16 protein-coding genes are annotated in these 22523 nt (G+C 64.4%); 5 read left to right on the top strand and 11 right to left on the bottom strand.

Annotation, left to right across the window (positions count from 1 at the left end; translation table 11 throughout):
• Positions 1–26 precede the first annotated feature (26 nt).
• Both E8K79_RS09620 and E8K79_RS09625 read right to left on the bottom strand, forming a co-directional pair.
• Positions 27–4472, bottom strand: coding sequence for a translocation/assembly module TamB domain-containing protein (locus E8K79_RS09620; RefSeq protein WP_198419805.1), 4446 nt, complete (start codon positions 4470–4472; stop codon positions 27–29).
• Positions 4469–6235: an autotransporter assembly complex protein TamA gene (locus E8K79_RS09625; protein ID WP_246043784.1), complete on the bottom strand. Its 1767-nt coding sequence runs from the start codon at positions 6233–6235 to the stop codon at positions 4469–4471. Before E8K79_RS09625 ends, E8K79_RS09620 begins: the two co-directional genes overlap by 4 nt.
• Positions 6236–6649: 414 nt before the next feature.
• Here E8K79_RS09625 and E8K79_RS09630 point away from each other — a divergent pair, with 414 nt between their 5' ends.
• Positions 6650–7162: a GNAT family N-acetyltransferase gene (locus E8K79_RS09630; RefSeq protein WP_136514565.1), complete on the top strand. Its 513-nt coding sequence runs from the start codon at positions 6650–6652 to the stop codon at positions 7160–7162.
• Positions 7159–8376 (top strand): M20 family metallopeptidase, encoded by a 1218-nt coding sequence (locus E8K79_RS09635; RefSeq protein ID WP_136514566.1) that lies wholly within the window; start codon positions 7159–7161, stop codon positions 8374–8376. The genes E8K79_RS09630 and E8K79_RS09635 overlap by 4 nt, the downstream gene beginning before the upstream one ends.
• On the opposite strand, the gene E8K79_RS09640 is transcribed toward E8K79_RS09635, so the two are convergent.
• Genes E8K79_RS09640 through E8K79_RS09650 form a run of 3 tightly spaced genes read right to left on the bottom strand, consistent with a single transcriptional unit; the run spans position 8370 to position 10320 of the window.
• The gene (locus tag E8K79_RS09640; RefSeq protein ID WP_407925478.1) at positions 8370–9173 is read right to left on the bottom strand and encodes a c(7)-type cytochrome triheme domain-containing protein; all 804 of its coding nucleotides are present in this window, start codon (positions 9171–9173) and stop codon (positions 8370–8372) included. The two genes, E8K79_RS09635 and E8K79_RS09640, sit on opposite strands and share 7 nt — an antisense overlap.
• A 46-nt stretch (positions 9174–9219) precedes the next feature.
• Positions 9220–9516 (bottom strand): hypothetical protein, encoded by a 297-nt coding sequence (locus tag E8K79_RS09645; protein WP_136514567.1) that lies wholly within the window; start codon positions 9514–9516, stop codon positions 9220–9222.
• A gap of 3 nt (positions 9517–9519) precedes the next feature.
• Positions 9520–10320 (bottom strand): c(7)-type cytochrome triheme domain-containing protein, encoded by an 801-nt coding sequence (locus E8K79_RS09650; RefSeq protein ID WP_136514568.1) that lies wholly within the window; start codon positions 10318–10320, stop codon positions 9520–9522.
• Positions 10321–10609: 289 nt separating this feature from the next.
• On the opposite strand from E8K79_RS09650, the gene E8K79_RS09655 reads away from it, so the two are divergent.
• From E8K79_RS09655 to murB, 3 genes are all read left to right on the top strand, one after another.
• A complete protein-coding gene (locus E8K79_RS09655) occupies positions 10610–11848 on the top strand; it encodes an exo-beta-N-acetylmuramidase NamZ family protein (RefSeq protein WP_136514569.1) in 1239 nt (412 codons plus the stop codon).
• Positions 11849–12235: 387 nt separating this feature from the next.
• Complete coding sequence (locus E8K79_RS09660; protein ID WP_136514570.1) at positions 12236–13930, top strand: methyl-accepting chemotaxis protein; 1695 nt, start codon at positions 12236–12238, stop codon at positions 13928–13930.
• 56 nt (positions 13931–13986) lie between these two features.
• The gene (murB, locus tag E8K79_RS09665; protein ID WP_136514571.1) at positions 13987–14952 is read left to right on the top strand and encodes a UDP-N-acetylmuramate dehydrogenase; all 966 of its coding nucleotides are present in this window, start codon (positions 13987–13989) and stop codon (positions 14950–14952) included.
• Here murB and E8K79_RS09670 read toward each other — a convergent pair.
• From E8K79_RS09670 to E8K79_RS09690, 6 genes are all read right to left on the bottom strand, one after another.
• On the bottom strand, positions 14942–17431 hold the full coding sequence (locus E8K79_RS09670; RefSeq protein WP_136514572.1) for an ATP-binding protein: 2490 nt from the start codon (positions 17429–17431) through the stop codon (positions 14942–14944). The two genes, murB and E8K79_RS09670, sit on opposite strands and share 11 nt — an antisense overlap.
• Before the next feature lie 236 nt (positions 17432–17667).
• Positions 17668–17796, bottom strand: a complete 129-nt coding sequence (locus tag E8K79_RS21580; protein WP_281276064.1) for a hypothetical protein — start codon at positions 17794–17796, stop codon at positions 17668–17670.
• Between the two features lie 179 nt (positions 17797–17975).
• Positions 17976–18176, bottom strand: coding sequence for a cold-shock protein (locus tag E8K79_RS09675; protein WP_135870683.1), 201 nt, complete (start codon positions 18174–18176; stop codon positions 17976–17978).
• A gap of 122 nt (positions 18177–18298) precedes the next feature.
• A complete protein-coding gene (locus E8K79_RS09680; protein WP_246043785.1) occupies positions 18299–19063 on the bottom strand; it encodes a hypothetical protein in 765 nt (254 codons plus the stop codon).
• 68 nt (positions 19064–19131) lie between these two features.
• Positions 19132–21630, bottom strand: a complete 2499-nt coding sequence (locus E8K79_RS09685; RefSeq protein WP_198419807.1) for a response regulator — start codon at positions 21628–21630, stop codon at positions 19132–19134.
• A gap of 121 nt (positions 21631–21751) precedes the next feature.
• Complete coding sequence (locus E8K79_RS09690) at positions 21752–22510, bottom strand: NADH-quinone oxidoreductase subunit B family protein (protein ID WP_136514573.1); 759 nt, start codon at positions 22508–22510, stop codon at positions 21752–21754.
• Positions 22511–22523 lie beyond the last annotated feature (13 nt).

Genomic DNA, 22523 nt, shown 5'->3' on the forward strand with positions numbered 1-22523 from the left:
CACGTCAAGCGGTCGAAATAAACCGGCTAATTGAATTCCATTTTGTAATAAAGGTCCGCGCCGGATTCGGAACCGCTCTGGGTCTCGATCTGCAGACGTTTGAAGATGTCGTAGCGCAGCCGGAAGAGGTTCTGGCCGGTGATGAGGGAGCGGCCGTAACTCAGGTAGAGCTTGGGGGTGAGGTACTTGCCGACGGTAAAGAGGGACTCTCCTACGGTGGGCTGTTTCACGCCGCCGGGGGTGGTGGGGAGTTCCTTGTACCCCATGCGGCCGGTGGTGGAGGTGTCGACCCGCTCGAGGCCTAGCGTGCTCAGCCCGAGGCGGTCCTTGATCTGCTCCTGCAGCGACTCGGATTTACCCAGGGAGAAGAGCGAGGCGGCGGCGGTGGCGAGCATTCCCCCCTGCTCGCCGCTCTCGCCCATCGGATGGCCGAGCACCATGTACGCCAGGATGTCCACCTCGGGCATGGTCGGCTCGGAGTAGAGCTTGACCACCGGGGTCTTCAGGCTGCCGCCGACGGTGACGCCGGCCTTGACGTCGCCTACCGTACGCAGGGCGAGGACGTCGAGGGTCGGACGGGTCACCGGGTCGTTCACGTAGTAGAGCCTGCCGCGCACGATCTGCAGGTCCATGCCGTAGGCGCGGTAACGCCCCTCCACCACCTTGATCTCGCCGGAACTCTGAATATCGTCGATCCCGTTCAAGACGAGATCCATGCTCCCGCCGAGCCGGGCATCGATCCCGGAGGCCTCCACCCGCACCTTGTCCCCGAGCGTCACCTTCACGCGCCCTTCGAGGTGCAACGGGAACGCGGCCTGCTTCGCCTGGGGCAACGCCCCCTCGAAGACGACGTCCTCGCTCGGGGTGACCGTCTTCTGCACCGGTGGGCCGCTCACGAGCATCTCCGGGATGCCGATCTCACCGGCCAAGGTGGCGCGGGTCCCGGTTCCCTCGAAGGTGAGCTGCGGCGAGGTGTACATGGTGAGTTCCGGAAGGTAGACGGTCTGGAAGCGCTGACCGCTCAGGGTCCCCTGGAAGTCACGCACCTCCCATCCAGCAAGCCGCGCCTTCAGGTTGCCGACCAGCTCGCCGCCGCCGGAGACGGCGCGCAGCCGCTCGATGAGGAACTGATCCTTTTCCAGGCGCGCAGAGAGTTCGACCCCGGTCAGGGTGATCCCGGCACTCGGGAGGTAGGCACCGGCATCGGAGAGGTGCAGGGTCCCCTGCACGGTCGGATCGCCCCAGACGCCCCCCACCTTCAGATCGGCGTCGATGAGGCCGCGGCTCTCCTGCACGAGGCCGGGGAAAAGGGCGGTGAGGAAGCCGTGCTCGCGCAGCTTTCCGGCGAAGCTCCCGCTCACCGCGCCGTTTTGTTCGGGGGTGACCGGGAGTCGGGCGGGCACCGGGAGCCGGAACTCCCCTTTCCCCTGGCCGTATTCGGCAAGGGCGAGGTCGAGGGCGCCGGTTAGGGCGTCGCCGCGCCAGTCGAAGGTGAAACGGGCGGTGCGGATGCCGGCGCTCGCCGCGCCGTTTGCCCCCTGCCAGGTGGCGCTTCCCTGGGTGAAGAGGGCCTCGCCCGCCGCCTCCAGGCGCCTTCCCGGGAGAAGCCTTCCTTTCGCGTTCCCGTCCAGTTCACCCTGCAGTTCGAGCGCTCCGGGAAGCCACGGGCGCAAAAGCGCCGGCTTGATGCCGCTCCACTGAACGGTGACGTCGCCGGTCTCCGGGAGTGCTGTGCCGGCGGGGGTCGTCGAGGAGAGCGCCGCGGTGAGGCTCCCACCGGTGTCGAGCCAGAGCTGCGCCTCCCCCTTCGTCCCGCTTTTGTCCGCATCGACGGCGACGGTGAACTGGCTGCCGATCAGCTTCTCCCCTTCCGAGCGGTACTCACCGGTCGCCTCGGCCCGGCCGTGCAGGACGAGTTCACCTCCCCGTTTCCCTGCGGCGGCTGCGTTCAGCCAGCGGAAGGAGAGGCCGGCCCGGTCGATCGAGGCATCGAACTGATCCCCCTTGTCGCGCCACTTAAAGGCCCCACCGGTGAGCGCGGAGTCTCCCTCGACGTCCAGCTTCCCGCCCGGCAGCAGCCGCCCGTGCGCCTCGGCGTTCAGACGGCCGTCAAGGGCCGTTTCCGTCGCGAGGAAGGGACGCAAAAGCGCCAGGTCCAGGTTCGTTAGCAAAAGCGAGACCTCGCCCCGGTCGGGAAGCGCGAGCCGTGCCGGGCGGTCGGAACGGAAACCGAGACGGGCGGTGCCTCCCCCCTTTTCCAGCGCGAGGTCGACGGCGGCGGCGATGCCGCTTCTCCCGCCGTCCAGCGTCGCTTGGAGCCGGTCGAAGGCTACCCTTTTCCCTTCCCTTGCGAAGGATCCCGCGGCCTCGGCCCTCGCGGTGACGGTGAGTCCCCCCGCAGAAGCAAGGGCGAGCTCCAGGTTCCCGGAACTCTCGCCGGCCACCTCCCCCCCGGCGAGCCACGCGTTGGCGCGAGCAAGGTTCAGGCGCTCCCATACGCCGACGAGCTTGCCGGAACGGTCCCGGCCCATGCTTCCGGAGAGCTCGACGCGCTCGCCGGGGACGCCGTTTAGGACAAGCGGCGTGGTGCTGAAGCGCCCGTTCCCGACGACTAAGTGTGCCGGTGCAGCGAGGGCAAAGGGGCCGACGCCGTCGTTTCCGGCAAGGCGTGCGAGTTCGCCGCGCCACGTACCGTCGGCGTAGCCGCCGGAGGCCAGGAAATCGACGGTGGCGCCCCGGGAGGCAAGGCGCGCCTCCAGGGTGTGCCGCGTCGCGGTCCCTGCGAGGGCGAAGCTTGCCGTGTCGACGCGCAGCCCCCCGGCGGAGAGCGCCGACGCCGTCCCGGATAGCTTCATCGGATGGTCCTTCCCCTCGCCCAGCGTGGCGGAGAGCTGCACAGCCCCGGCAGTGGCGCCCCCTGCGGCGAGGTTCCTCCCGGTCCCGTCTGCCGCACCGGAGAGCATCCCATCGCGCCAGCGCAGCCAGCCGTCGGTCTTGAGCGCCCCGGCGCTTCCCGGCAACAGCGAGGAGAGGTCACTCACGTCGGCGGCAAAATCGAAGCGCCGGTCGACCTCGCCGTGGCCTGAGAACCGGAAGCCCCGCCCGGTGAGGAGGAGGCGTTTGACGGCAAGGCGCGCACCTTGAAAGCCCCCTTCCAGCTCGCCGGAGAGCTCGCGCCCCTTGAGCCTGCTTTGTAAGAGGTGCGCCTGGAGCGCCCCGGATACGGGACCGTCGCCCGCCTGACCGATCGAGCCGGTTATGTCGAGATTGACCTTGCCGTCCCACTCCGCGGCAAGGCGCGAGGGATCGAGACCGCGGCCGGAAAGGTTCCCCGCCACCTTCCACCCGCGGCTCCAGTCCACATCGAGCGCGCCGCGCACGCTTCCTTCAAGCCAGTTGCCTGAAAGGGGCGCTAACCGCACGCCGCTCTTGCCGCCGCGGTAATTTGCCGCTAGTCCCATATTCTCCCAGCCGGTCCCCTTGTTGGAGAGCGCGAAGGTGCCGGCATAGGCGGTGGGGGTCCCGGAAAAGCTGAGCGTTCCGTTCAAAACGGAGGGGCGGTCGAGTTCCTTCGAGAGGTCGAGATGGTCGGCGGCAAGCGCCAGGGCGAAGAGTGGTTCCGAGGCGGTGAGGGTCATGCTCCCGTTGCCGGTGAGGGTCCCCGGGCGCCCGGGACGGACGAGACGCAGCGACCTGAAGTTGAAGCCGGTACTGGTGATGCCCAGCTCTGCATTCACCTCCAGGCGGCGCGCCACTCCCCTTTTCCCCTCGAGTTCCACCGGTCCGGCAAGCTGCTCCGGCGCGCGACCGGGAACAAGGCGCGCCTTGACCGAAACGGCGTCGAGGTCGGCCACGGGGGTTGCCGGTGCGAGCTGCAGGTCGAGCCTCAAAGACGGCTGCCACAGCCCCGCCTCGACAAGGCCGGTCGCCTTGCCGTTTTCCAGGGAGAGGCTCCCCCCCGAGAGGGTCAAAAGGCCGTCCTTCAGGGTCATCCCAGCAGCAAGCTCCTTGAGCACGAACCGCTCACCCTGCAGGTGGCGGTAGTGCACCCCCTTGACCGAGATGCGCTCCACGCGGGCGTCCAGGCGGCGCAAAAGCGCGCTCGGCTGCGGCCAGGCGAGATTGGGGGCCTTGGCGGAAAGCGGTGTGTCATCCTGGATGCGCACCGAGGAGACCCCTATATCGTGCACCAAAAGTTCGCCCCGGAAGAGTCGCTCAGGCTCCCAGGAAAGCTCTAAACGCTCCACCTCGACAACCATGTTCCGACGGGAGAGGCGCAGTCCTTTGACGAGGAGCCGGTCGCGAAGGCGCCCCTCCACCTGTTGCACGCTCGCCTTCCCCCCCATCCCGGCGATGGTGACCAGGGCAAAGCGCGCCCCGGAACTCGTGTAGACGAGCCAGGCCGCCCCGCCGGCTAAAAGCAGGGAAAGGCCGACCGCAGGGGCCGCTATGTAGAGTGCGACGCGTTTCAAAACTCGAACCCCACGGTGAAATGGATGCGGAAGAGACGGGAGTCGTTCAAGGGCTTCGCGAAGTAAAGGTTCAGCCCCCCCACTGGCGTGTAGTAGTGCGCACCTATCCCCGCCCCCTGGTGCAGGTCCATGCGCGCGTAGTCGTTGAAGGCGTTGCCGATGTCATGGAACAGGGAGACGCCCCAGTTTTTGTACAGCGCACGCTCCACCTCCATGCTCCCGACCAGGAGGTGCTTACCACCCACCACCTTGCCCGATGAGTCCTTGGGACCAAGGCTCTGGTAGGCGTAGCCGCGCACGCTCTGGTCGCCGCCGGCGAAGAAGCGGATCGAGGGGGGAAGGTCGGCGAAGGGGTCGGTGAGGACGCTGTAGCCTACGTTGCCCCGGGCGTGGAAGGTGAGACGCCAGGGGAGCGGGACCAGGACGCTCCCGTTGCCGATGAACTGGGCAAGGCCTACGTCGGAGCCGAAATAGGGGTGCGCCCCGCGCACATCGAAGGAGAGTCGGTAGCCTATGGTCGGGCGGATCATGTCGTTGAAGCGCTCCTTGGAGAAGCGAAAGCCCGGGAGCACCAGGCGGGAGCGCGAATCCGCCGTGCCGACGGTATAAAACTCCTCTTGGAACTTCACGTAAACCGTCGCGAGTTCGCCGCGCCCGAGGCCGAAGGTGCGGTCGAGTTCCAACGAGGCGAGGCGGCTTTGGTAGGTGGAGACGTCCTCCTGCTGCAGGTTTAGCTGTATCGCGCTCGAGCTGCGATGGTCGGTCTCGTCCGGCATGGTGTAGCGGCCGGCAAAACCCTGCAGCCTCTCGGCGACGTAGATGCTGAGATCGAGGTCGTTTCCTTCGTGGGCGAGGTTCAGGTCGCGGTAGCGCACCGAGAAGCGGCCGCCGGTATCGGTGCCGTAGCCGACGCCGGGGCGCAGGGTGCGGCGCGGCGCCGCGGTGAGCCGGATGAGCACCGGCACCTTCTGACCCTTCGCCTCCTCGCGCTGCGGCGTCACCACCACCTGGCGGAAGCGCTCGGAGTTGGCGAAGTTCAACTGGGTCTCCCCGAGTTTCGCGTAGGAGAAGGGGTCTCCCTCCTTGAAGGCGACGAAGCGCTTTAAAAAGACCTGCGGATAGTCGGGGGCTCCCTCGATGCGCACGCCGTCGAAGCGGTAGCGCGCGCCGGTTTCCATGGTGAGCAGGACGCGAGCCGTGGCCAGGTCGGGGGAGATGCGGATCTCGTGGTGGGAAAAGGAGGCGTCAAGGTAACCCAGCGTCTGCGCCTGCGACTGCAGGGCTCCCTTGCCCCGCTCGTAATCGGGCTGGGACAGCACCTCGCCCCGGCGCACCGGGAAGGAGGTAACCAGATGGGCGAGCGCCTTTTCCTTGCTTCCGCTCCCCTCTAGCCTTACCTCGACCTCGGCCACGCGCACCGGCTCGCCGGGCTCCACCATCACCGCCAGGACGCTTTTCTCTTTACCCCCCCCCTGCACCGCGGCGGTCACCCGGGCGCGGTAGTAGCCGTAGGGCTGCAGCGCCACCCGCGCCTTTTCCGGCGCCTGGCGCGAAAAACGCTCGAGCCAGAGCCGGTCCACCTTCCCCTCGCGCACGAGACCGTGCGGCAGGGCAAGCGCCTGGCGCACGTTTTCCAACGCGTCCCCCTCGACGCCTGAAATCTCCACCTCGACAGGCTCAGCGGCGCGCGCGGGCGCGGCCTGGGTGAGGCTCCAGGAGAAAGCGAGGGCAAGCACGAGGTATGTGGGAAGGGGTCTCGGCATGTGACACCACGTCATAGGTCTGCGCCGGCGGCTACTGGGGCGACGGGGCGCTGACATAGATGGGAGGCGGCTAACCTTAGGATTTTGGACCCATGAAGTTTACCATGTAAATCTGCGCTGTTGTCCTTGAAGACGTTTTTCCGGAAGCGCGGCTGCGACATGGGGTGAAATGAGGTGACAGCGACGGCAAACGCTGTGACTGCCCACGGGTCTTCCCGCCGGGATAAGTACCATCACAACACGACTTATCCGCTCTTACGGCGAAGACTCGATGCTTCCGGCTCACGGAGCGCTTGGCGCTGTGAGCGTCTCACGCCACACAGTGAGATCGGCGAAAAAAGCTCTCCCAGTCCGGCGCCGCGTAACTCTGATATAATGTCAGCAGCAGGTATCAGAGCCGTCACGAGGTAGCTCATGTCGCAAGAAGTCCAGCACGAAGAAGACGCCCCCCGTATCCGCGAGATGATCATCGACGATCTGGCCGAGGTGTTCCACATCGGCGAGGAGGTCTTCACCGCCGAGTACTCCCAGAGCCTCTACCGCACCTGGGACGAGTACGAAATCACCACCCTCTTCAACTCCGACAACGAGCTCTGCATCGTCGCCGAGCACGAGGAACGCATCGTCGGCTTCGCCCTCGGGACCACGGTGAAAAAGCACAACTCCCCCTGGAAGTACGGCTACCTGGTGTGGCTTGGCGTGCGCCGCGAACTCCAGAAGCTGCGCGTCGGGGAGCGCCTTTTCAAGGAACTGAAGAGGCGCTTCAAGGAGCAGGGGGTGCGCATGATCATCATCGACACCTCGGCCGACAACGAAGCCGCCATCCGCTTCTTCAAAAAGCACGGCTTTGACAACGTGCAGGAGCACGTCTACATGACCCTCAACCTCTCCAAACGTCACAAGAAAAGATCGGTGAAGAAGCTGTGAGCGGGCGCCTAGCGGAGGTGATGGCCGCCATCGACCCGGTCCGCCTCAAAGGGACCCTCACCGACATGCTCGACGTCTACTCCCCTTCCGGCAAGGAGGAGGACGTGCAGCTCTACCTGGAGGACCTCCTCTCCCGCGCCGGCTTCACCGTGGAGCGCCAGGAGGTCGAGGAGGAGCGCTACAACCTGCGCGTGACCATGGGGGAGGACGAGCCGGAGCTCTACCTGGTGGGACATGTGGACACGGTCCCGGCCTGGGACCTGGAGGAATTCGGCGCGCGCGAAGAAGGTGACATCGTGCGCGGCCTGGGGAGCGCCGACATGAAGGGGGGGTGTGCGGCGATGCTGGAGACCTGGTTCGCCATGGCACAGGCGCTGAAACCCGCCCGCCGCCCGAGCGTCGGGCTTTTGCTGGTGGTCGGAGAGGAGGAAAACGGCGACGGTAGCACCGCCTTCCTGAAGCGCTGCCGCCCCGCCTGGGCGGTTATCGGGGAGCCGACGAGCCTCTCCGCCTGCTTCGCCCACTTCGGTTACCTCGAGGCGGGGTTCGTCACCCGGGGGGTCAGGAGCCACTCATCGCTTCCGGAGCTTGGGCACAACGCGGTGGAAAGCATGCTCAGGGTACTCCTGCACCTTGGCAAGGATCCCCTTTTCAAGCGCGGAGCATCGGAGATCGTCTACTCGGTCCGCGAGATGCACTCCTCCCAGAAAGGGTTCGTGGTGCCGGACCGCTGCGAGACCTGGATCGACCTGCACCTGCCGCCGGAGCGCGATCCCGCCTCGGTGGAACAGGGGATCCGGCGCGCCGTAGCCGGGGCGGGTCAGTTCATCCCCGGACTCGACCTCTCCGTCAGCTTCGACTTCGCCTCGGCCGGGTACAACCTCGGCACCGATAACGCCCCCGCACGCATCCTCGAAGAGGTCTACCGTACCCTCGGCCTCACCTTGCGCTTCGACGCCTTCCGCTCTCATTCCGACGGGAATCTTTTCCACGCCGCCGGGTGCAGTCCGCTCATCCTGGGACCCGGGGCGCTGGAACTCGCGCACACCCCGGAGGAGCAGGTCCCCTTCCCCGAGGTACTGGCGGCAGCGCGCATCTACGCAGCACTTTGCCTCGGCATGGACCGGTACGCGGCGCTTAGGGTCGAGGATAGGGGAACCATCGTCGGCTTCGACAGGCAGGCCTGCTGGGCCGGGTGCAGAAGGGATCAGTAGGAGTTGCTCATCCCCTTGTGGCAGCGCCTGCAGTCGTTCATGGGGAAGGCAACCAACATGTGGCAGACGCCGCAGAAGTTGCCGTAGATGTTGGTTTCCATGGTGAAGGCGGTGGTGGATTTGAGCTTGATGTTGAAGACGTCGGGGTGGCAGGAGGAGCAGTCGAGCTCGGCGTAGTGATCCTGGTGCGAGAAGCTCACGTCGCTGCGCGGCGAGGCGGTGCCGAGTTTGAGGGGTTTTTTCAGTTTCTCCGGAAAGGGGAGCGTCACCTGGCCGGCAAGCGAGTTGACCGGGCGGATGTTCCCCTCGTTGTAGGCGGTGGCCCAGTCGATGCCGTTGCCGAAACTTGCCAGCGGCATCCCTTCTGCGAACTCCGCGAAGCGCTTGTTGAGCTCCTTGGTGTTCGCCATGTGGCACCTGTTGCACTGCTGGTTCGGCCCCGCCTGGACGGTGAAGGCGGTGGTACCGTTATGACAGGCGCCGCAGAACTTGCCGCTCGTGTACAGAGCCCTCGTGATCCCGGTGTCGCCGCGCCGCATGCCGAAATTGAGCTCCATGTGGCAGACCCGACAGGTGTAGCGCGCCCGGTGCACCCAGTGGGGAAAGACCACCGGCGCCATCCCGGCCGCTTTGGCCCTGCTGCGCATGGTGACGTTGCCGTACCGTTCGAAGGGGCCGTTCGGGGGAATGGTCTGCAGGACCTTGGCGAGGTCGGCGCGGTCCATGGCCTGGGCACCCACGCGGAGGGCGAGCGCCAGGGCAAGCGCCACCGCCGCCGTAAGCATCACCCTCGTCACTATCCGCATCCCCCCCGGTTTCATCTTCCCCCCAGTCCAATGCACGCTACTTGGCGTCGTTTTGCTTGTACTCCAGCATGTAGGCGTAAAGGTTGCGGCAAAGTGCCAGCCGCTTCAGGTACACCTTTCTTAACGAATCCTCCTGCACCTCGATCACCTTTTGCAGCGCCTCACACTTCGCCAGGAGGTCGCGCAGTTCCTTTACCGACATGGTCATCGCCTGGTCCGTTTTCGAGCAGGTTGCCTCGAAGTCGGCACGCCAGGATTCCTCCGCCGCTGCCGGCTGCGCCAGGGCAAGGGCGAGGATGAGGGCCGCGGTCGCTTTCTTCCAGTTAGCGGTCATGGCTCACCCCGCAACCGGCTTCGCATGGCAGCGTTTGCAGTCGCTCTGCGGGAAGGCGACCTTGTCGTGGCATACGCCGCAGTACTTGCCGTCGAACAGGTCGATCATGGAGTACTTGGTCGCCCCTTTCCTGATACCGACGAAGATGTCGGGGTGGCAGACCTCGCAGCCGTTCCAGACCGTGTGCTTCGCGTGGGAGAAGATGATGTCGGGCATCCCCTCGACTTTTCCCTTGAGGGTGAAATCCTTCTGCACCTTCATGGTCCCCTTCTTCAGGGAGACCCCTTCCAGGGTGTCCACCAATTTGATCTGCCCCGACTCTTCGGCCTTTTCCCAGTTGATGCCGTTACCGAAGGTCTCGCGCGGCATCCTGTCCTGGAAGCGGTAGAACGCCTCCTCCCGGGCCGGGTCCTTCTCCAGGGCATGGCACTTCACGCAGCGCTTGTACTCCTCGCGGTTATAGGTGGTGGTGCAAGAGGCGAAGATCTTGGTCTTGTTGAAGGTGGAGGAGCCGTTGTGGCAGGCACCGCAGAAAAACCCTTTGCCGTTGTCGGCGGCGTGGATCTGGGTGGAATTGGCGGTCATGCCGAAACCGATGTCGACATGGCAGAGGCGGCAGGTGTAGTTCTTGCGGTGCACCCAGTGGTCGAACACCACCGGCGGCATCCCGGCCTGCTGCGAATAGTTGTTGATGGTGACGCTCCCAAAGTCCTGAGGCAGCGGCTTTTTCTTCTTCATCCCCGCGCCCCAAAGAACACCGGCGCAGCATAAAAGGATCAGGCAGGCAAGAAACAGTCTTCGCATGGCACTCCCCCCAGGTCATCCCAGACAGCAGGAAGACATCATTATCATCAGCAAATGTGATCAATCTATTCCAAACATTCAAATATGACAAGACTTATTTTTAATACCTTTTTGATGAAAGGCAACACAGGATCAGGCCACGGTCTATGCCTGTCCTCCCCGCCGCTCTGCCCTTGGGCCGCCCCCCTCTCTCTCTCACCCGTAGCCTTGGCGAAGGTTGATGGGGCTTGCTCTTACGGTCCGGTTTACGGTAAGCTCTCGTATCATCAAAACCTCAAGGCGGTAGAACGTGTATCGAGCAGTACCTTCCGTTGTGGCAGTAATCCTCGTACTGATCCTTTCCTTTCCCATACCTTCCCTGGCCACGGTGAAGACCGGAGCCGAGGTACTGAGCGAGCAGAATTTTCTCCCTCTGCAGGGGAAGCGTTTCGCCCTGGTCACCAACCAATCGGCGGTGGTAGACGGCACCCACATCATCGAGTTGATGCGGCAAAAAGGGGTGCATCCGGCACTCATCTTCACACCCGAACACGGTCTCAAGGGGAACGCCGAGGACGGCGTTAAGCTCGCCGACGACGACAGCGCGACCATCCCGGTGAAAAGCCTGTACGGCGTAACGAAGAAGCCACGCCCCGAGGACCTAAAGGGGATCGACCTCATCGTCTTCGACATCCAGGACGCTGGCGTGCGCTTTTACACCTACATTTCCACCATGGGGCTCGCCATGGAGGCGGCGGCGCAGGCGGGCATCCCTTTCATGGTGCTCGACCGTCCGAACCCGCTGGGGGGGGACTACGTGGCGGGCTTCACACGCGACAAGATCCCCGGGAGCTTCACCTCGCTCTATCCCATTCCGCTCGCGCACGGCATGACCGTTGGCGAACTCGCTGGGATGATCAAGGGGGAAGCGATGCTGCCGGGGCTTGCCCGGCTCGAGCTCTCCGTGGTGCGCATGCAGGGGTGGGAGCGCGGCATGCGCTGGCCCGACACCACCCTCACCTGGGTGGCTACGAGCCCCAACCTCGCCGCGCTCGAGTCGGTGCTGCTCTACCCGGGGACTGGACTCCTGGAGGGGACCGGCGCCTCGGAAGGGCGCGGCAGCAGCACACCCTTTAGGCTCGCGGGGTGGCCCGGCATCGACGCGAACGCGCTCGCACAGCGCCTGAACGAACAGCAGCTCCCGGGGGTGCGCTTCTCCCCGGTGCTGTTCACGCCGGTCCGGCTCCCCGGTATCTCCAGCGCGCCCAAGTACCGGGACCGCGAGGTGGCCGGCGTGAGCCTAAGCATCACCGATTACCGGAAGCTCCTCCCGGTCGAGACGGGTGTCGCCGTCCTGAAGGCGCTCCAGGAGGCGCTCCCGGAGAAGGCCCGCGCCGCGTTCTTCCGGGGTGGTTTTGACGACATGGCGGGATCGGCCGAGCTGCGCAAGGCGCTCGTGGCGGGACTGTCGGCGCAACAGGTCGAGCTCCTGTGGACCCCCGGGGTGGAGGCCTTCCTGGAGCGGCGCCGCCCTTACCTGCTTTACTGAGCTTGAGAAAAAGAAAAAAAATGGGGGTACCCGCTAGGGTACCCCCGGTGCAACGTGGGTATCGGCCGCACTGCGCACATTCCTTCAGGGAAGTCTGCCGGGCCGCCTTCTGGCGCCTTCTCCCCGGCGCAATGCCGGGCCTGGCGCACTTCTGTGCCCCGGCATCCATATGCGTCAACACCTGTCGCTTATCGCCGTCCCCTTCCGCTACTTGAGCACTATTTTCGCGACACCGTCCCTGCCACTCTCAGTAAAACCTCCCTTACAGACTCAAGCATCAGTTTTTGCGCACTTTTAACGGCAAAAAACCCTAAATTGCCGTTACGCCCTGCCGATATGATTGGTTGAGACCGCGACAACGACGTCCAACAACATAAGGAAAAACTCATGGAACGGAAAAATAGACTGTCATTTCGAATCAAACTGCTTCTACTGGTGCTGGTTAGTTGCGGCGTCCTAGGGGCCCCCACCGGTCTCACCGTGATGAAGCAGTTTTATGACTCCAACAACCGTTTCAACGCGACCTACCACGACGTCCTCTATTCCTCTTCCGACGCGCTCCTGAAGTCCGAGGTGCAGACCGCGGTCAGCCTGCTGCAGGCCGTGAGCGATCGCGCCTCCAAAGGCGAGATTACCCTCGATGATGCGAAGAAGCAGGGGGCCGATCTTTTGCGCGGCCTCAAGTTCGGCAAGGACGGCTACTTCTGGGCCGACACCTCCGACGGCACCAACGTCGTCCTCCTGGGCAAGCCCGCAGAAGGGAAGAACAGGATGAACGCGCAGGATGCGAAGGGAAAGTACCTGATCCGCGAGATCATCAAGAACGGCATGCAGCCCGAGGGGGGCTTCACCGATTACCATTTCCCCCGTCCGGGTAGCGACACCCCCATCGCCAAACGGGGCTACTCGCTCTACTTCAAGCCTTTCGACTGGGTGATCGGCACCGGCACCTACGTCGACGACCTGGACGCCAGGGTCGCCAAGGAGGCCCAGACCAACAAGGAACTGATCCTCAAGGACGTCTACCTCGTGATCGTTCTCACCGTAGTGCTCCTGGCGGGGATCTGCATCGTCGCGATACTCGTGGTGCGCCAGCTCCTAAGCCACATCGGCACCGAGCCCGAGGAGCTCGCCTCGATCGCCGAACAGGTGGCCGCGGGAGACCTCACCGTTCGCCTCGAGCCGGGGAAAAGCGGCATCTACGAGGCGATGCGCCGCATGGTGGAGGGGCTTAGGGACGTGATGACCAAGGTGAACCGCAGCGCGCTGGACGTCTCGGCCGCGGCCGGGGAGCTCAACGAAAACGCCCGCCGCACCGCCGACGGCGCGAGCGAGGTGGTGCACCAGGCCGAGACCGTGGCCGTGGCGAGCGAAGAGATGTCCTGCACCAGCAACGAGATCGCCAAGAACTGCCAGCTTGCCGCCGGGAGTTCCGGGCGCGCCAGCAGCTCGGCGCAAAGCGGCGCCGCCATCGTGAAGGAGACGGTGCAGGGGATGAACCGGATCGCGGAGCATGTGCGCCAGTCCGCGGGGGTCGTGGAACAACTCGGGACCCGCAGCGACCAGATCGGCGAGATCGTCGCCACCATCGAGGACATCGCCGACCAGACGAACCTGCTCGCCCTAAACGCGGCCATCGAGGCGGCGCGCGCCGGTGAACAGGGGCGCGGTTTCGCGGTGGTCGCCGACGAGGTACGGGCGCTCGCGGAGCGGACCACCAAGGCGACCCGCGAGATCGGCAACATGATCAAGTCGATCCAGCAGGAAACCAGGCAGGCGGTACAGGCAATGGAAGAGGGAGTGCAGGAGGTGGAGCGCGGCACCGGCGAGGCGGCCCGTTCCGGCGAGGCGCTCGAGGAGATCCTCTCCCAGATAGAGGAGGTCGCGGGACAGATCAGCCAGATCGTCACCGCGGCGGAAGAGCAGACCGCAACGACGCACGAGATCACCGACAACATCCACCGGATCTCGGAAACCGTCCAGGAGAGCGCTCGCGGTGCCGAGGAGATTTCCGCCGCCTCGAACCAGCTCTCGCGGCTCTCGGTGGAGATGCAGGAGATGGTGCAGCGCTTCAGGATCTAGCATCGTCCAACATCCGATGCTTTGGTATCCGGGGCGATTCGTGTATCCTATTGCCTATGCCCAGCCAGAAACCGAACCGCCAAGACGACGTCATCATCGAGGAGGATGTCCTCCTCGCCCCCTTCACCACCTTCCAAATCGGCGGGCCGGCGCGCTATTTCGCCCGTGCCCGCACCGTTCAACAGGTGCGCCAGGCCTTGCGTTTCGCCCAGGACCAGGCGCTTCCCTTTTGTTTCCTCGGCGGCGGCAGCAACCTTCTCGTGAGCGATGACGGCTTCGAGGGCCTCGTGGTGCGGCTAGTCATGGATGCGGTTTCGGTCGACGGTGCGACCGTTTCGGTCGAGGCCGGGTACGACCTGAACCGCCTCGTGCTCGACTCGGCACAGTGGGGGCTCTCGGGGCTCGAGTCGCTTGCGGGGATACCAGGCACGGTGGGCGGGGCGGTACGCGGCAACGCCGGTGCCTACGGCGGCGCCATCGGCGACGTGGTGCATTCGGTCTCGGTGCTCGACACGGCGACCCTGGATGTGATCACCATGCCGCGCGAAGAGTGCTCCTTCGCTTACCGGGACAGCCTGTTCAAACGCGATCCGTGGCTTGCCGTGATGGGGACAGTCCTCACCCTCTCCCCGGCTCCCCCGGCAGAGATCAAGGGACGCATCGAGCAGACCGTCGCCAAGCGCGAGGCAAAACAGCTCTCCTGCGACCGGAGCGCCGGCTCCTTCTTCATGAACCCCGTAGTGCAGGACGCCGAACTGATCAGGAGCTTCGAGGCGGAACAGGGGGTGCGTTGCCGGGAGTGCCGCATTCCCGCCGGCTGGCTTATCGACCGGGCCGGGATGCGCAAACTGCGGGTCGGAGGGGCGGCGGTGAGCCACAGGCACGCCAACTACCTGGTCAACACCGGAGGCGCGACGGCGGCCCAGATGATGGAACTGGCTCAACAGGTCAAGGCGGGGGTGCGGGAAAGGCTCGGGGTGCTGCTCCAAGAGGAGGTCAGCACCCTCGGGTTCACGCGGTAGCGGCGCAGGCCACGCGCCTGAACTCGGCGAAGGAGGCCTCGAGTTCGGAGAGCAGCATGGGAAGGGTCGGCTGTTCTTCGGGCTTTTGGGCCGCATGCTCCATCTGCAGTGCGACGGCGCGCATCACCTCGGCTCCGATGCTCGCAGCAGCCCCCTTGATCGAATGGGCCTGCAGGCGCACCTCCGGGTAGTCCCCACCCTCCACCGCCTCACTAAGCAAAAGGATCAGTTTTTCGCTGGTCGCGCAGTACTTCTCCACGAAGATCTCCACGAATTCAGCCCCACCCATCCTCTGCACCAAACCATTGCGATCAAAAACGGGCGGGGCTTCCCCCACCACAGGAGACGCCGAAGCCGCATCTGCCAGGCCGGCGCCGGAGCTGCCCGACGACACCTCGGCGGCGGTCGCCCCGGATGCCTCGACGGCAGTCGAAACCGCCCCTTCGCCGGAGCTTGCCCCACGCTCGGGAATCCAGCGCCGCAAGACATCGCGCAACTGACCGCAGTCATAAGGCTTGCTGAGGTAATCGTCCATCCCGGCGGCAAGACAGAGCTCCCGGTCTCCGGCCACCGCGTTCGCGGTGAGGGCCACGATGGGGAGGTGCCCCCCAGTCTCCTTCTCCTGGGCGCGTATCGCCCTTGTCGCGGCGAAGCCGTCCATCTGCGGCATTTGACAGTCCATGAACAGCAGGTGATACCTACCCTGCGCCGCCGCGGTAACGGCAAGCGCCCCGTTCTCCACGATCACCACCCGGCATCCCAGAAGCCCCAGCATGTGGCGCACTACGTCCTGGTTCACCGGGTTGTCCTCGGCGACGAGGATCAAGGCGTCGAAGCGCTCCGACGGCTCTCCTGCCGGCAGACAGAGCTGGTGCGCGAGGCTTTCAGGGACGCCGTCGATGGCCTTCATGCTGACGCTGAACCAGAAGGTGGAGCCGACCCCGTACTCGCTGGAAAGCCCGAGCTCCCCTCCCATCAGCTCGGCGAGCTGCCTGGAGATGGCAAGCCCCAGGCCGGTGCCGCCAAAAGTGCGGGTGGTCGAGTAATCGGCCTGGGAGAAGCTTTCGAAGATGTGCGCCTGCGCCTCTGGGCGGATACCGATACCGGTGTCGGCCACCTCGAAACGCACAACCCCCTCCCCTTGTCCGGCGACCGGTGCGGCAGACAAGCCCACCTCGCCGCGGCTGGTGAACTTGACGGCGTTCCCCGCTAGGTTCACGAGGATCTGACGCAGACGCACCACGTCCCCCTCGACGTAACGAGGCAGTTCCGGGTCGATCGTGAGCGAGATCCCAACCCCCTTGCGCTGCGCACCGGCGGCGAAGATCTCCAGCACCCCGCCCAGGAGGTCGTGCAGGTCGAACGGGGCGGGCTCGAGCTCCATGCGCCCGGCCTCGATTTTCGAGAAATCGAGGATGTCGTTGATGATGGAGAGGAGCGATTCGCCGGAATTGCGCACTGCGTCGGCAAAGCGGCGCTGCTCGCCGGAGAGCCCGCTTTCCAGAAGGACGCTCACCATGCCGAGCACCCCGTTCATCGGGGTACGGATCTCGTGGCTCATGTTGGCTAGAAACTGCGACTTGGCGAGGCTCGCCGCCTCGGCCGTCTCCTTGGAGACGCGCAGCTCGGCCACCGTCTGGTTCAGCTCCCGGTTCGCGGCGCTTAGCTCAGCGGTCCTGCGCTGCACCTCGGCCTCGAGCTCCTGGCGATGCGCCTCGAGCTTCTCGTCTCGCTGCTGGATCTGCACCAGCATCCCGTTGAACCCCTCGATGAGGGTGCCGAGCTCGTCGTTTCCCTGCTTTTTGGCGCGCACCGAATAGTTCTTGTCGACCGACACGGCCCTGATGACCTGCGCCAGGTGTGTGATGGGAGCCGAGATGAAACGCTGCAGACGTGAGGCGAGGAAATAGGCGATCAGGAGCGCGCTCAGCATGACCGCCGCCACGAGGAAGAAGTAGCGTGCCAGGCGGTCGGTGAACTCGCTGGCGTCGGACTGCAACACCACGGTGCCGATCTTCTGCTGGTCCAGAACGATGGGGTAGACGCCGTAGATGGCGTCGCTGATGGCAAGGGGGGACCGCGAGTGCTCGAGGGTATCGCGCAGCCGCTTTTCATCGATGTGCAACCGGCCGCCGAACCCGGTCATGAACCAGGGCTTGGTGCCTCCCGGCGCCTGGTAGCTGGCAAGCACCGTGTTGTCCTGCAGCATGATGAATGCAAGGCGGATGTAAGGCTTGGCGCGGAGCGCGGCGACGGTCTCTCCAGCGGCGGCCCGATCGCTGAAAGCGACCGCGGCGGAGCTGTTGTTGCCGATGATCTCGGCGAGGGCGGAAAGCTCGGTTTGCATCTCCCTGCGGAAGCGGTTGGCCTCGTTCACCACGAAAGCGACCGAAACGAGCGCGAGTACGACCGCGTTGGTGAGCAGCAGCATGCCGATGAGTTTGCGTCTGATGGAGAGGTCGCGGAACCGGTTGATCATGAACTCTTTTCTCGTGCGGGAGCGCCGTGAGCGTTAGAAACCATAGCAGCCTTGTCGGCAAAGCCCGCGATTTCTTTAGCTCAAAATCCCGCCAGTACCCGTGCGCCCACCTTCATCTGCCGAGACGGCACACCTTTCTTCCAAAAACATAACCGCCGTCCCCGATCAACGCCGCGCCGGTCGCCTTAACGGGACAGGCACCTGCGGAGCCAGTCCCCTCGCAGCGCTCCCCCGGTTCACCTGCTCACCGCGGCCTTGTGCTCCGCGATGAGGCCGCGGTCCGCCACCACGGCGTGTCCTACGACGGCAATTCCGGCCATGATGACGGCGATGCAGCAGTACCGCGTCTTCCTGTTGATTTTCATAAGGCACCCCTAAGGATTAAATTCGACCAATAGTGGATAACACAGGGGGGAGGGTTGTCAACAAAAGTTGACGAGACAGGGGGGGATGCAACCGATGTTGCTGCGCGGAATGCCGGCGGAAGGCAAAAAAAAAGTCCCGGATCGCTCCGGGACTTTTTTATGCGGCTGATGGTGACTCGCTATACCCGGGACACGTTCGCGGCCTGCAGACCTTTCGGTCCCTTGGCCACTTCGAAGGTGACGCTATCGCCTTCAGCAAGGGATTTGAACCCGTCGCCGGTGATGGCGGAGAAATGCACGAACACGTCGTCGCCATTCTCCTGCTCAATGAAACCAAACCCCTTGCTGTCGTTAAACCATTTTACAGTTCCGTTAACCATTTACTTTTACCTTCTCCATGTCTTTCTGCTGATATTCGTCCGGCTCGTCCGGACCTTCGACACATTAACAGCTTGGTTCCGACAAAGCAAGCATTTAAATTTTCGCCTTTTTCCCAGCCTTGCTACTGCGCCAGGTTCACCACGATGTCGAGTCCGTCGATGGTGAGCGTCGTCACCGCGCCTGCGCCCACCACTGTGGAGAGGTTGCGCACGAAGATCCGCCTTCCGTTCAGGAAGGGGAAGGTCCTGGTATCGTTGAAGAAGTTGCTGGGGATCTCGTCGGTCTCGCTTACGCCGTAGAGCGCCTTGCCTGAGTTCAGCGAGTCCTTGATGCTCACCACGTGCGTCCCAAAAACGCCGTCGACGCTGGTGATCACCGCCATCGCCTGCCGGTAGGGGGAGGGCTGCAGCACCGTGAGCGTGAAAGAAGGTTTCTCAATATACCTGGTGGTGCTGATGAACTGGGCGCTTTCACTCCCGATTGAGAGCGTGCTCGTGGTCGTGGTCCCCAGGGTGCTCGCAGCGGTGTGGGTCACGGTGACCTTGTCGCCGTTTTGCACCGTCCCGTCGCTGTTCGTCGGGGTGCCGCCGTTCACCGAGTACTTGCTGTCCCCTCCCACCGAACCGATGACGCTGATCGGGCTCGTGGAGCCGGTGAGTCCTGAGACGGTGATCGGGGCGGAGGTCACCTGGGCGTCGGGCTCGGTTCCGGGCACGGCGGCGAAAGAGAAGGAGTCGGGGGTGGTCGGGAGGCGCTGGTACTCCGGCAGCCATTCTACCTTGCCGCAGCCGGCGACGGTGAAGATGAGCAGCAACAGGAAGGTCTTGAAAAGGGCGCTGCGGCGCATGCATGGCACGCGGTGCGGACCTGCGTTCAGGGTTTCCATGGCATATCCTCGTGTATTGGAAGGTGCGAAAGCTGGATACTACTCAAAGAAGGGGGCGTTGACAAGGGCTACTCTTTGCAGAGCCCCTTGAACGCCTCTCGCAGCGCGGAAAGCTTGTACGGTTTCTGGATGAAACCTGCGATCCCCTTGCCCAGAAACTTGTGGATCACCTCGTGTTCGGTGAAGCCGCTGGAGATGATCACCCTGACCCCTGGATCGATGCTGCGCAACTCCCGGAAGCACTGCTCCCCGTCCATCTGCGGCATGGTCAGGTCGAGCAGCACGACGCTGATGTCGTTGCGGCTTTTGAAAAGCTCAACCCCCTGTAACCCGTCCGCCGCGGCCACCACATCGAACCCCAGCTCACGCAACATCTCGCTTGCCAGGGAGCGGATGGTCTCCTCGTCGTCGATGAGGAGCACGGTCCCGCTACCCTTCCATGGCACGGAGTCACCATCCCGATGGTTGCTGGTGGCGGCAGGTCTGTCTCCGGCAGGAAACATCACCTTGAAGGTGCTTCCCTCCCCCGGCTCGCTGTAGACCCGGATCGCCCCGCTATGCCCGCGCACGATGCCGAGGACGGCGGCCATGCCCAGTCCCCGTCCGGTGAACTTGGTGGTGAAAAAGGGCTCGAAGATCTTGCCGATGGTATCCCGGTCCATGCCGCAGCCGGTATCGGCGACCTCAAGGAAGACGTATCGCCCGGGCGGAACCGGGTCGGAAAGCCACCCCCCCTTCAGGTATTCCGGGGTCACTTCGATGCAGCCGGTGGACAACGAGATCACCCCGTTTCGATCGCCGATCGCCTCGGAGGAGTTGATCACGAGGTTCATCACCACCTGACGGACCTGGGTCGCATCGACGGTCACCGCGGGAAGCGGGTGTTGCAGGTGGTAGCGCAGCGCCGCCTTCTTGGAGATGGAGACGCTCAGCATGTGCCCCATCTCCTCCACCAGCCGGTTCAGGTCGAGCTCCTCGGTGACGAAGCGCCCCTTGCCGGAATAGGCGAGCATTTGGCGCGCCAGATCGGCGGCCCGCGACGCCGCGGTCTCTATGCTGCGCAGGTTTTCCACCGCCGGTGACTCGGGGGAGAGACGCATCAGGGCGAGATCGGCATTACCGACGATCGCGGTGAGGATGTTGTTGAAATCGTGGGCGATCCCACCGGCCAGCACGCCCAGGCTCTCCAGCTTCTGGGTGTGCAGCATCTGCTTTTCGAGTTTAAGACGCTCTTCCTCGGAGTTTTTGCGCTCCGTGATGTCGTGCACGGACCAGACCACCCGCTCCCGTGCCATGGGGGCAACGCTCCCGGCGAACCAGACCTCTTTCCCGCCTATGGAGAGCTGGTATTCGACCGTTACGGTGCGCCCCGTCTCCTGTGCCTCGTGGATCGCGGCGAGAAAGGAGTCGGCCTGCGCCTTAGGAAAGATCTCGTGCAGGCGCTTGCCTAGCAGTTCCGCGGGGGGGCGGTAAAGGGTGTTCGTCCCGGTGGGGGCGATCTCGAGGTAGCGTCCCTCCGCGTCCAGGACCAGGATGACATCGGTCAGGGAGGCGAAGATGGAACGAAACTTCTCCTGCGAGGACTTGAGGGCCTCCTCGGCGTGCTTGCGCTCCGCCACCTCGACCTGCAGCAACTCGTTGGACTCCGAGAGCTCCCGCGTCTTCTCTTCCACCATGTGCTGCAAAAGAATGGGCTGGCGCAGGAACCACCAGGCGAGGAGCGCGCAGAGGGAACTGAGGAACAGGATCAAGAGCAGCTCGAGGGCGACGAAGCCACCAAGGTGCCACCCCTGCACCGGCTCGACCGAGACGGTCCAGGCGCCGTTGGGGACAGCTACCTCCTGGCTTACCGGGTCGCGCAGAGGGCTCCCCACCGACCAGAAGACCTCCTTCTTCCCCGTCTCCGGGTTCGTGCGCGAGATCTGGTAGTTGTAATCCTGCCCCAGCACCTCCAGGTTCGAGCTGTGCATGAAATCCTGCAGGCGCAGCATGGCGACGGTAAAGCCCCAGAAGCGCTCGCCCCCCTCTTCCTTAATAAAAACGGGGAGTCTGCCGACGACGGCCTTGCCTCCGCCCTGGATCAGGTCGAAGGGGCCTGCGAGGGTGAGCTTCTTGGTGCGTAAGGCAAGAAGCGCTTCCTTGTTGCGCCGGTTGTCGGCAAGCAGGTTGTGACCGATGGCTTTTTCGTTGCCGGTGAGGGGAACGACCTGGCTGATGATCCCACGGGGGGCAAGCTGGAGGGCGCTGGTACCGGGATAGAGCTCGAGCATTTCCCGGGCTATTTGGGGGAAATTGGAAATTTCACCGTCACCCTGCCGGATGAGCGCGGCGAGGGCGTAGGTCGAGGAAAGGGCGCGGTTCAGGTTGTCCCGGATGCCGTGCGCCACCTGGGCGGTGAGGTCGCCTGCCGCCTGGCGCCGACTCTGCACGCGGTTCTCCTCGTAGAGCCAGATGATGGTGCCGCTCACCGCCGCGCCGAACAAGAAGGCGGCAATAACGGTCAGTACCAGTCTGGCGCTGCAGGCGGGGCTTTTATGCACTTTTTGGTGCTGAATGTTTTCTTGCATCGGCTCCACTTTTGCCGCTCGGGGCCTGCGCCGACGGCAGCCTCAAAGCCTCATTTCCGCCTCCCACTCAATACATTAAATGGAAAGGGTACGCCAGCAAAAAGTAAAGACCCCGGACACCTCACTCCAACCGGTCCAGAAGGCGCAGCAGGCCGTCCAGGATGGTGAGCGGGTGCGGTGGGCACCCCGGGATGTAGAGGTCCACCGGGATGAGTCCGTCCACGCCGTCGTGCACCTCGGAAGAGCCGATGAAGGGACCGCCGTTGATGGCGCAGGCGCCGCAGGCGATGACGAGCTTAGGTGCCGGGATCGCCTGGTAGGTGAGCAGAAGCGCCTCGCGCATGTTCTCGGTAACCGGCCCGGTGACCCAGAGGGCGTCGGCATGGCGCGGGCTCGCCACGAACTGAAGGCCAAAGCGGCCGAGGTCCCAGCCGATGGTGGAGAGGACGTTACTGTCCGCTTCGCAGGCGCCGCACCCGCCGGCGACGACGGAGCGAAACTTGAGCGATCTGCCGAAGATGGAGAGCATCTTCTTGTCGAGTGCGCGGGCCAGGCGCCGCTCCTCACCCTCCCGGATTATGAGGTCCTCGCGCCGGTTCGCCGCAAGGCTGTGGTCGCCCGAGTAGGAGATGGCGCCGTGCGGGCAGGCGGCGGAGCACTCGGCGCAGAAAAGGCACTTGCCGAGGTCGACGCTTAACCCCTTGTCGCAGCCGATCGCCCCGACCGGGCAGGCGTCGGCGCAGAGTCGGCAGTCGGCGGGACAGAGCGAGCCCTTGAGCTCCGGGTACCCCCGAAAGCGTTCGGGAAGCGGCAGCGGCTTTTTCGGGTACGCCATGGTGCGGTGCCCCTGCTTGATGCGGGCGAGTACGGCCTTGATCATGATACGACTCCTG

It is taken from the genome of Geomonas edaphica, assembly GCF_004917075.1.
Taxonomy (GTDB): Bacteria; Desulfobacterota; Desulfuromonadia; order Geobacterales; family Geobacteraceae; genus Geomonas; species Geomonas edaphica.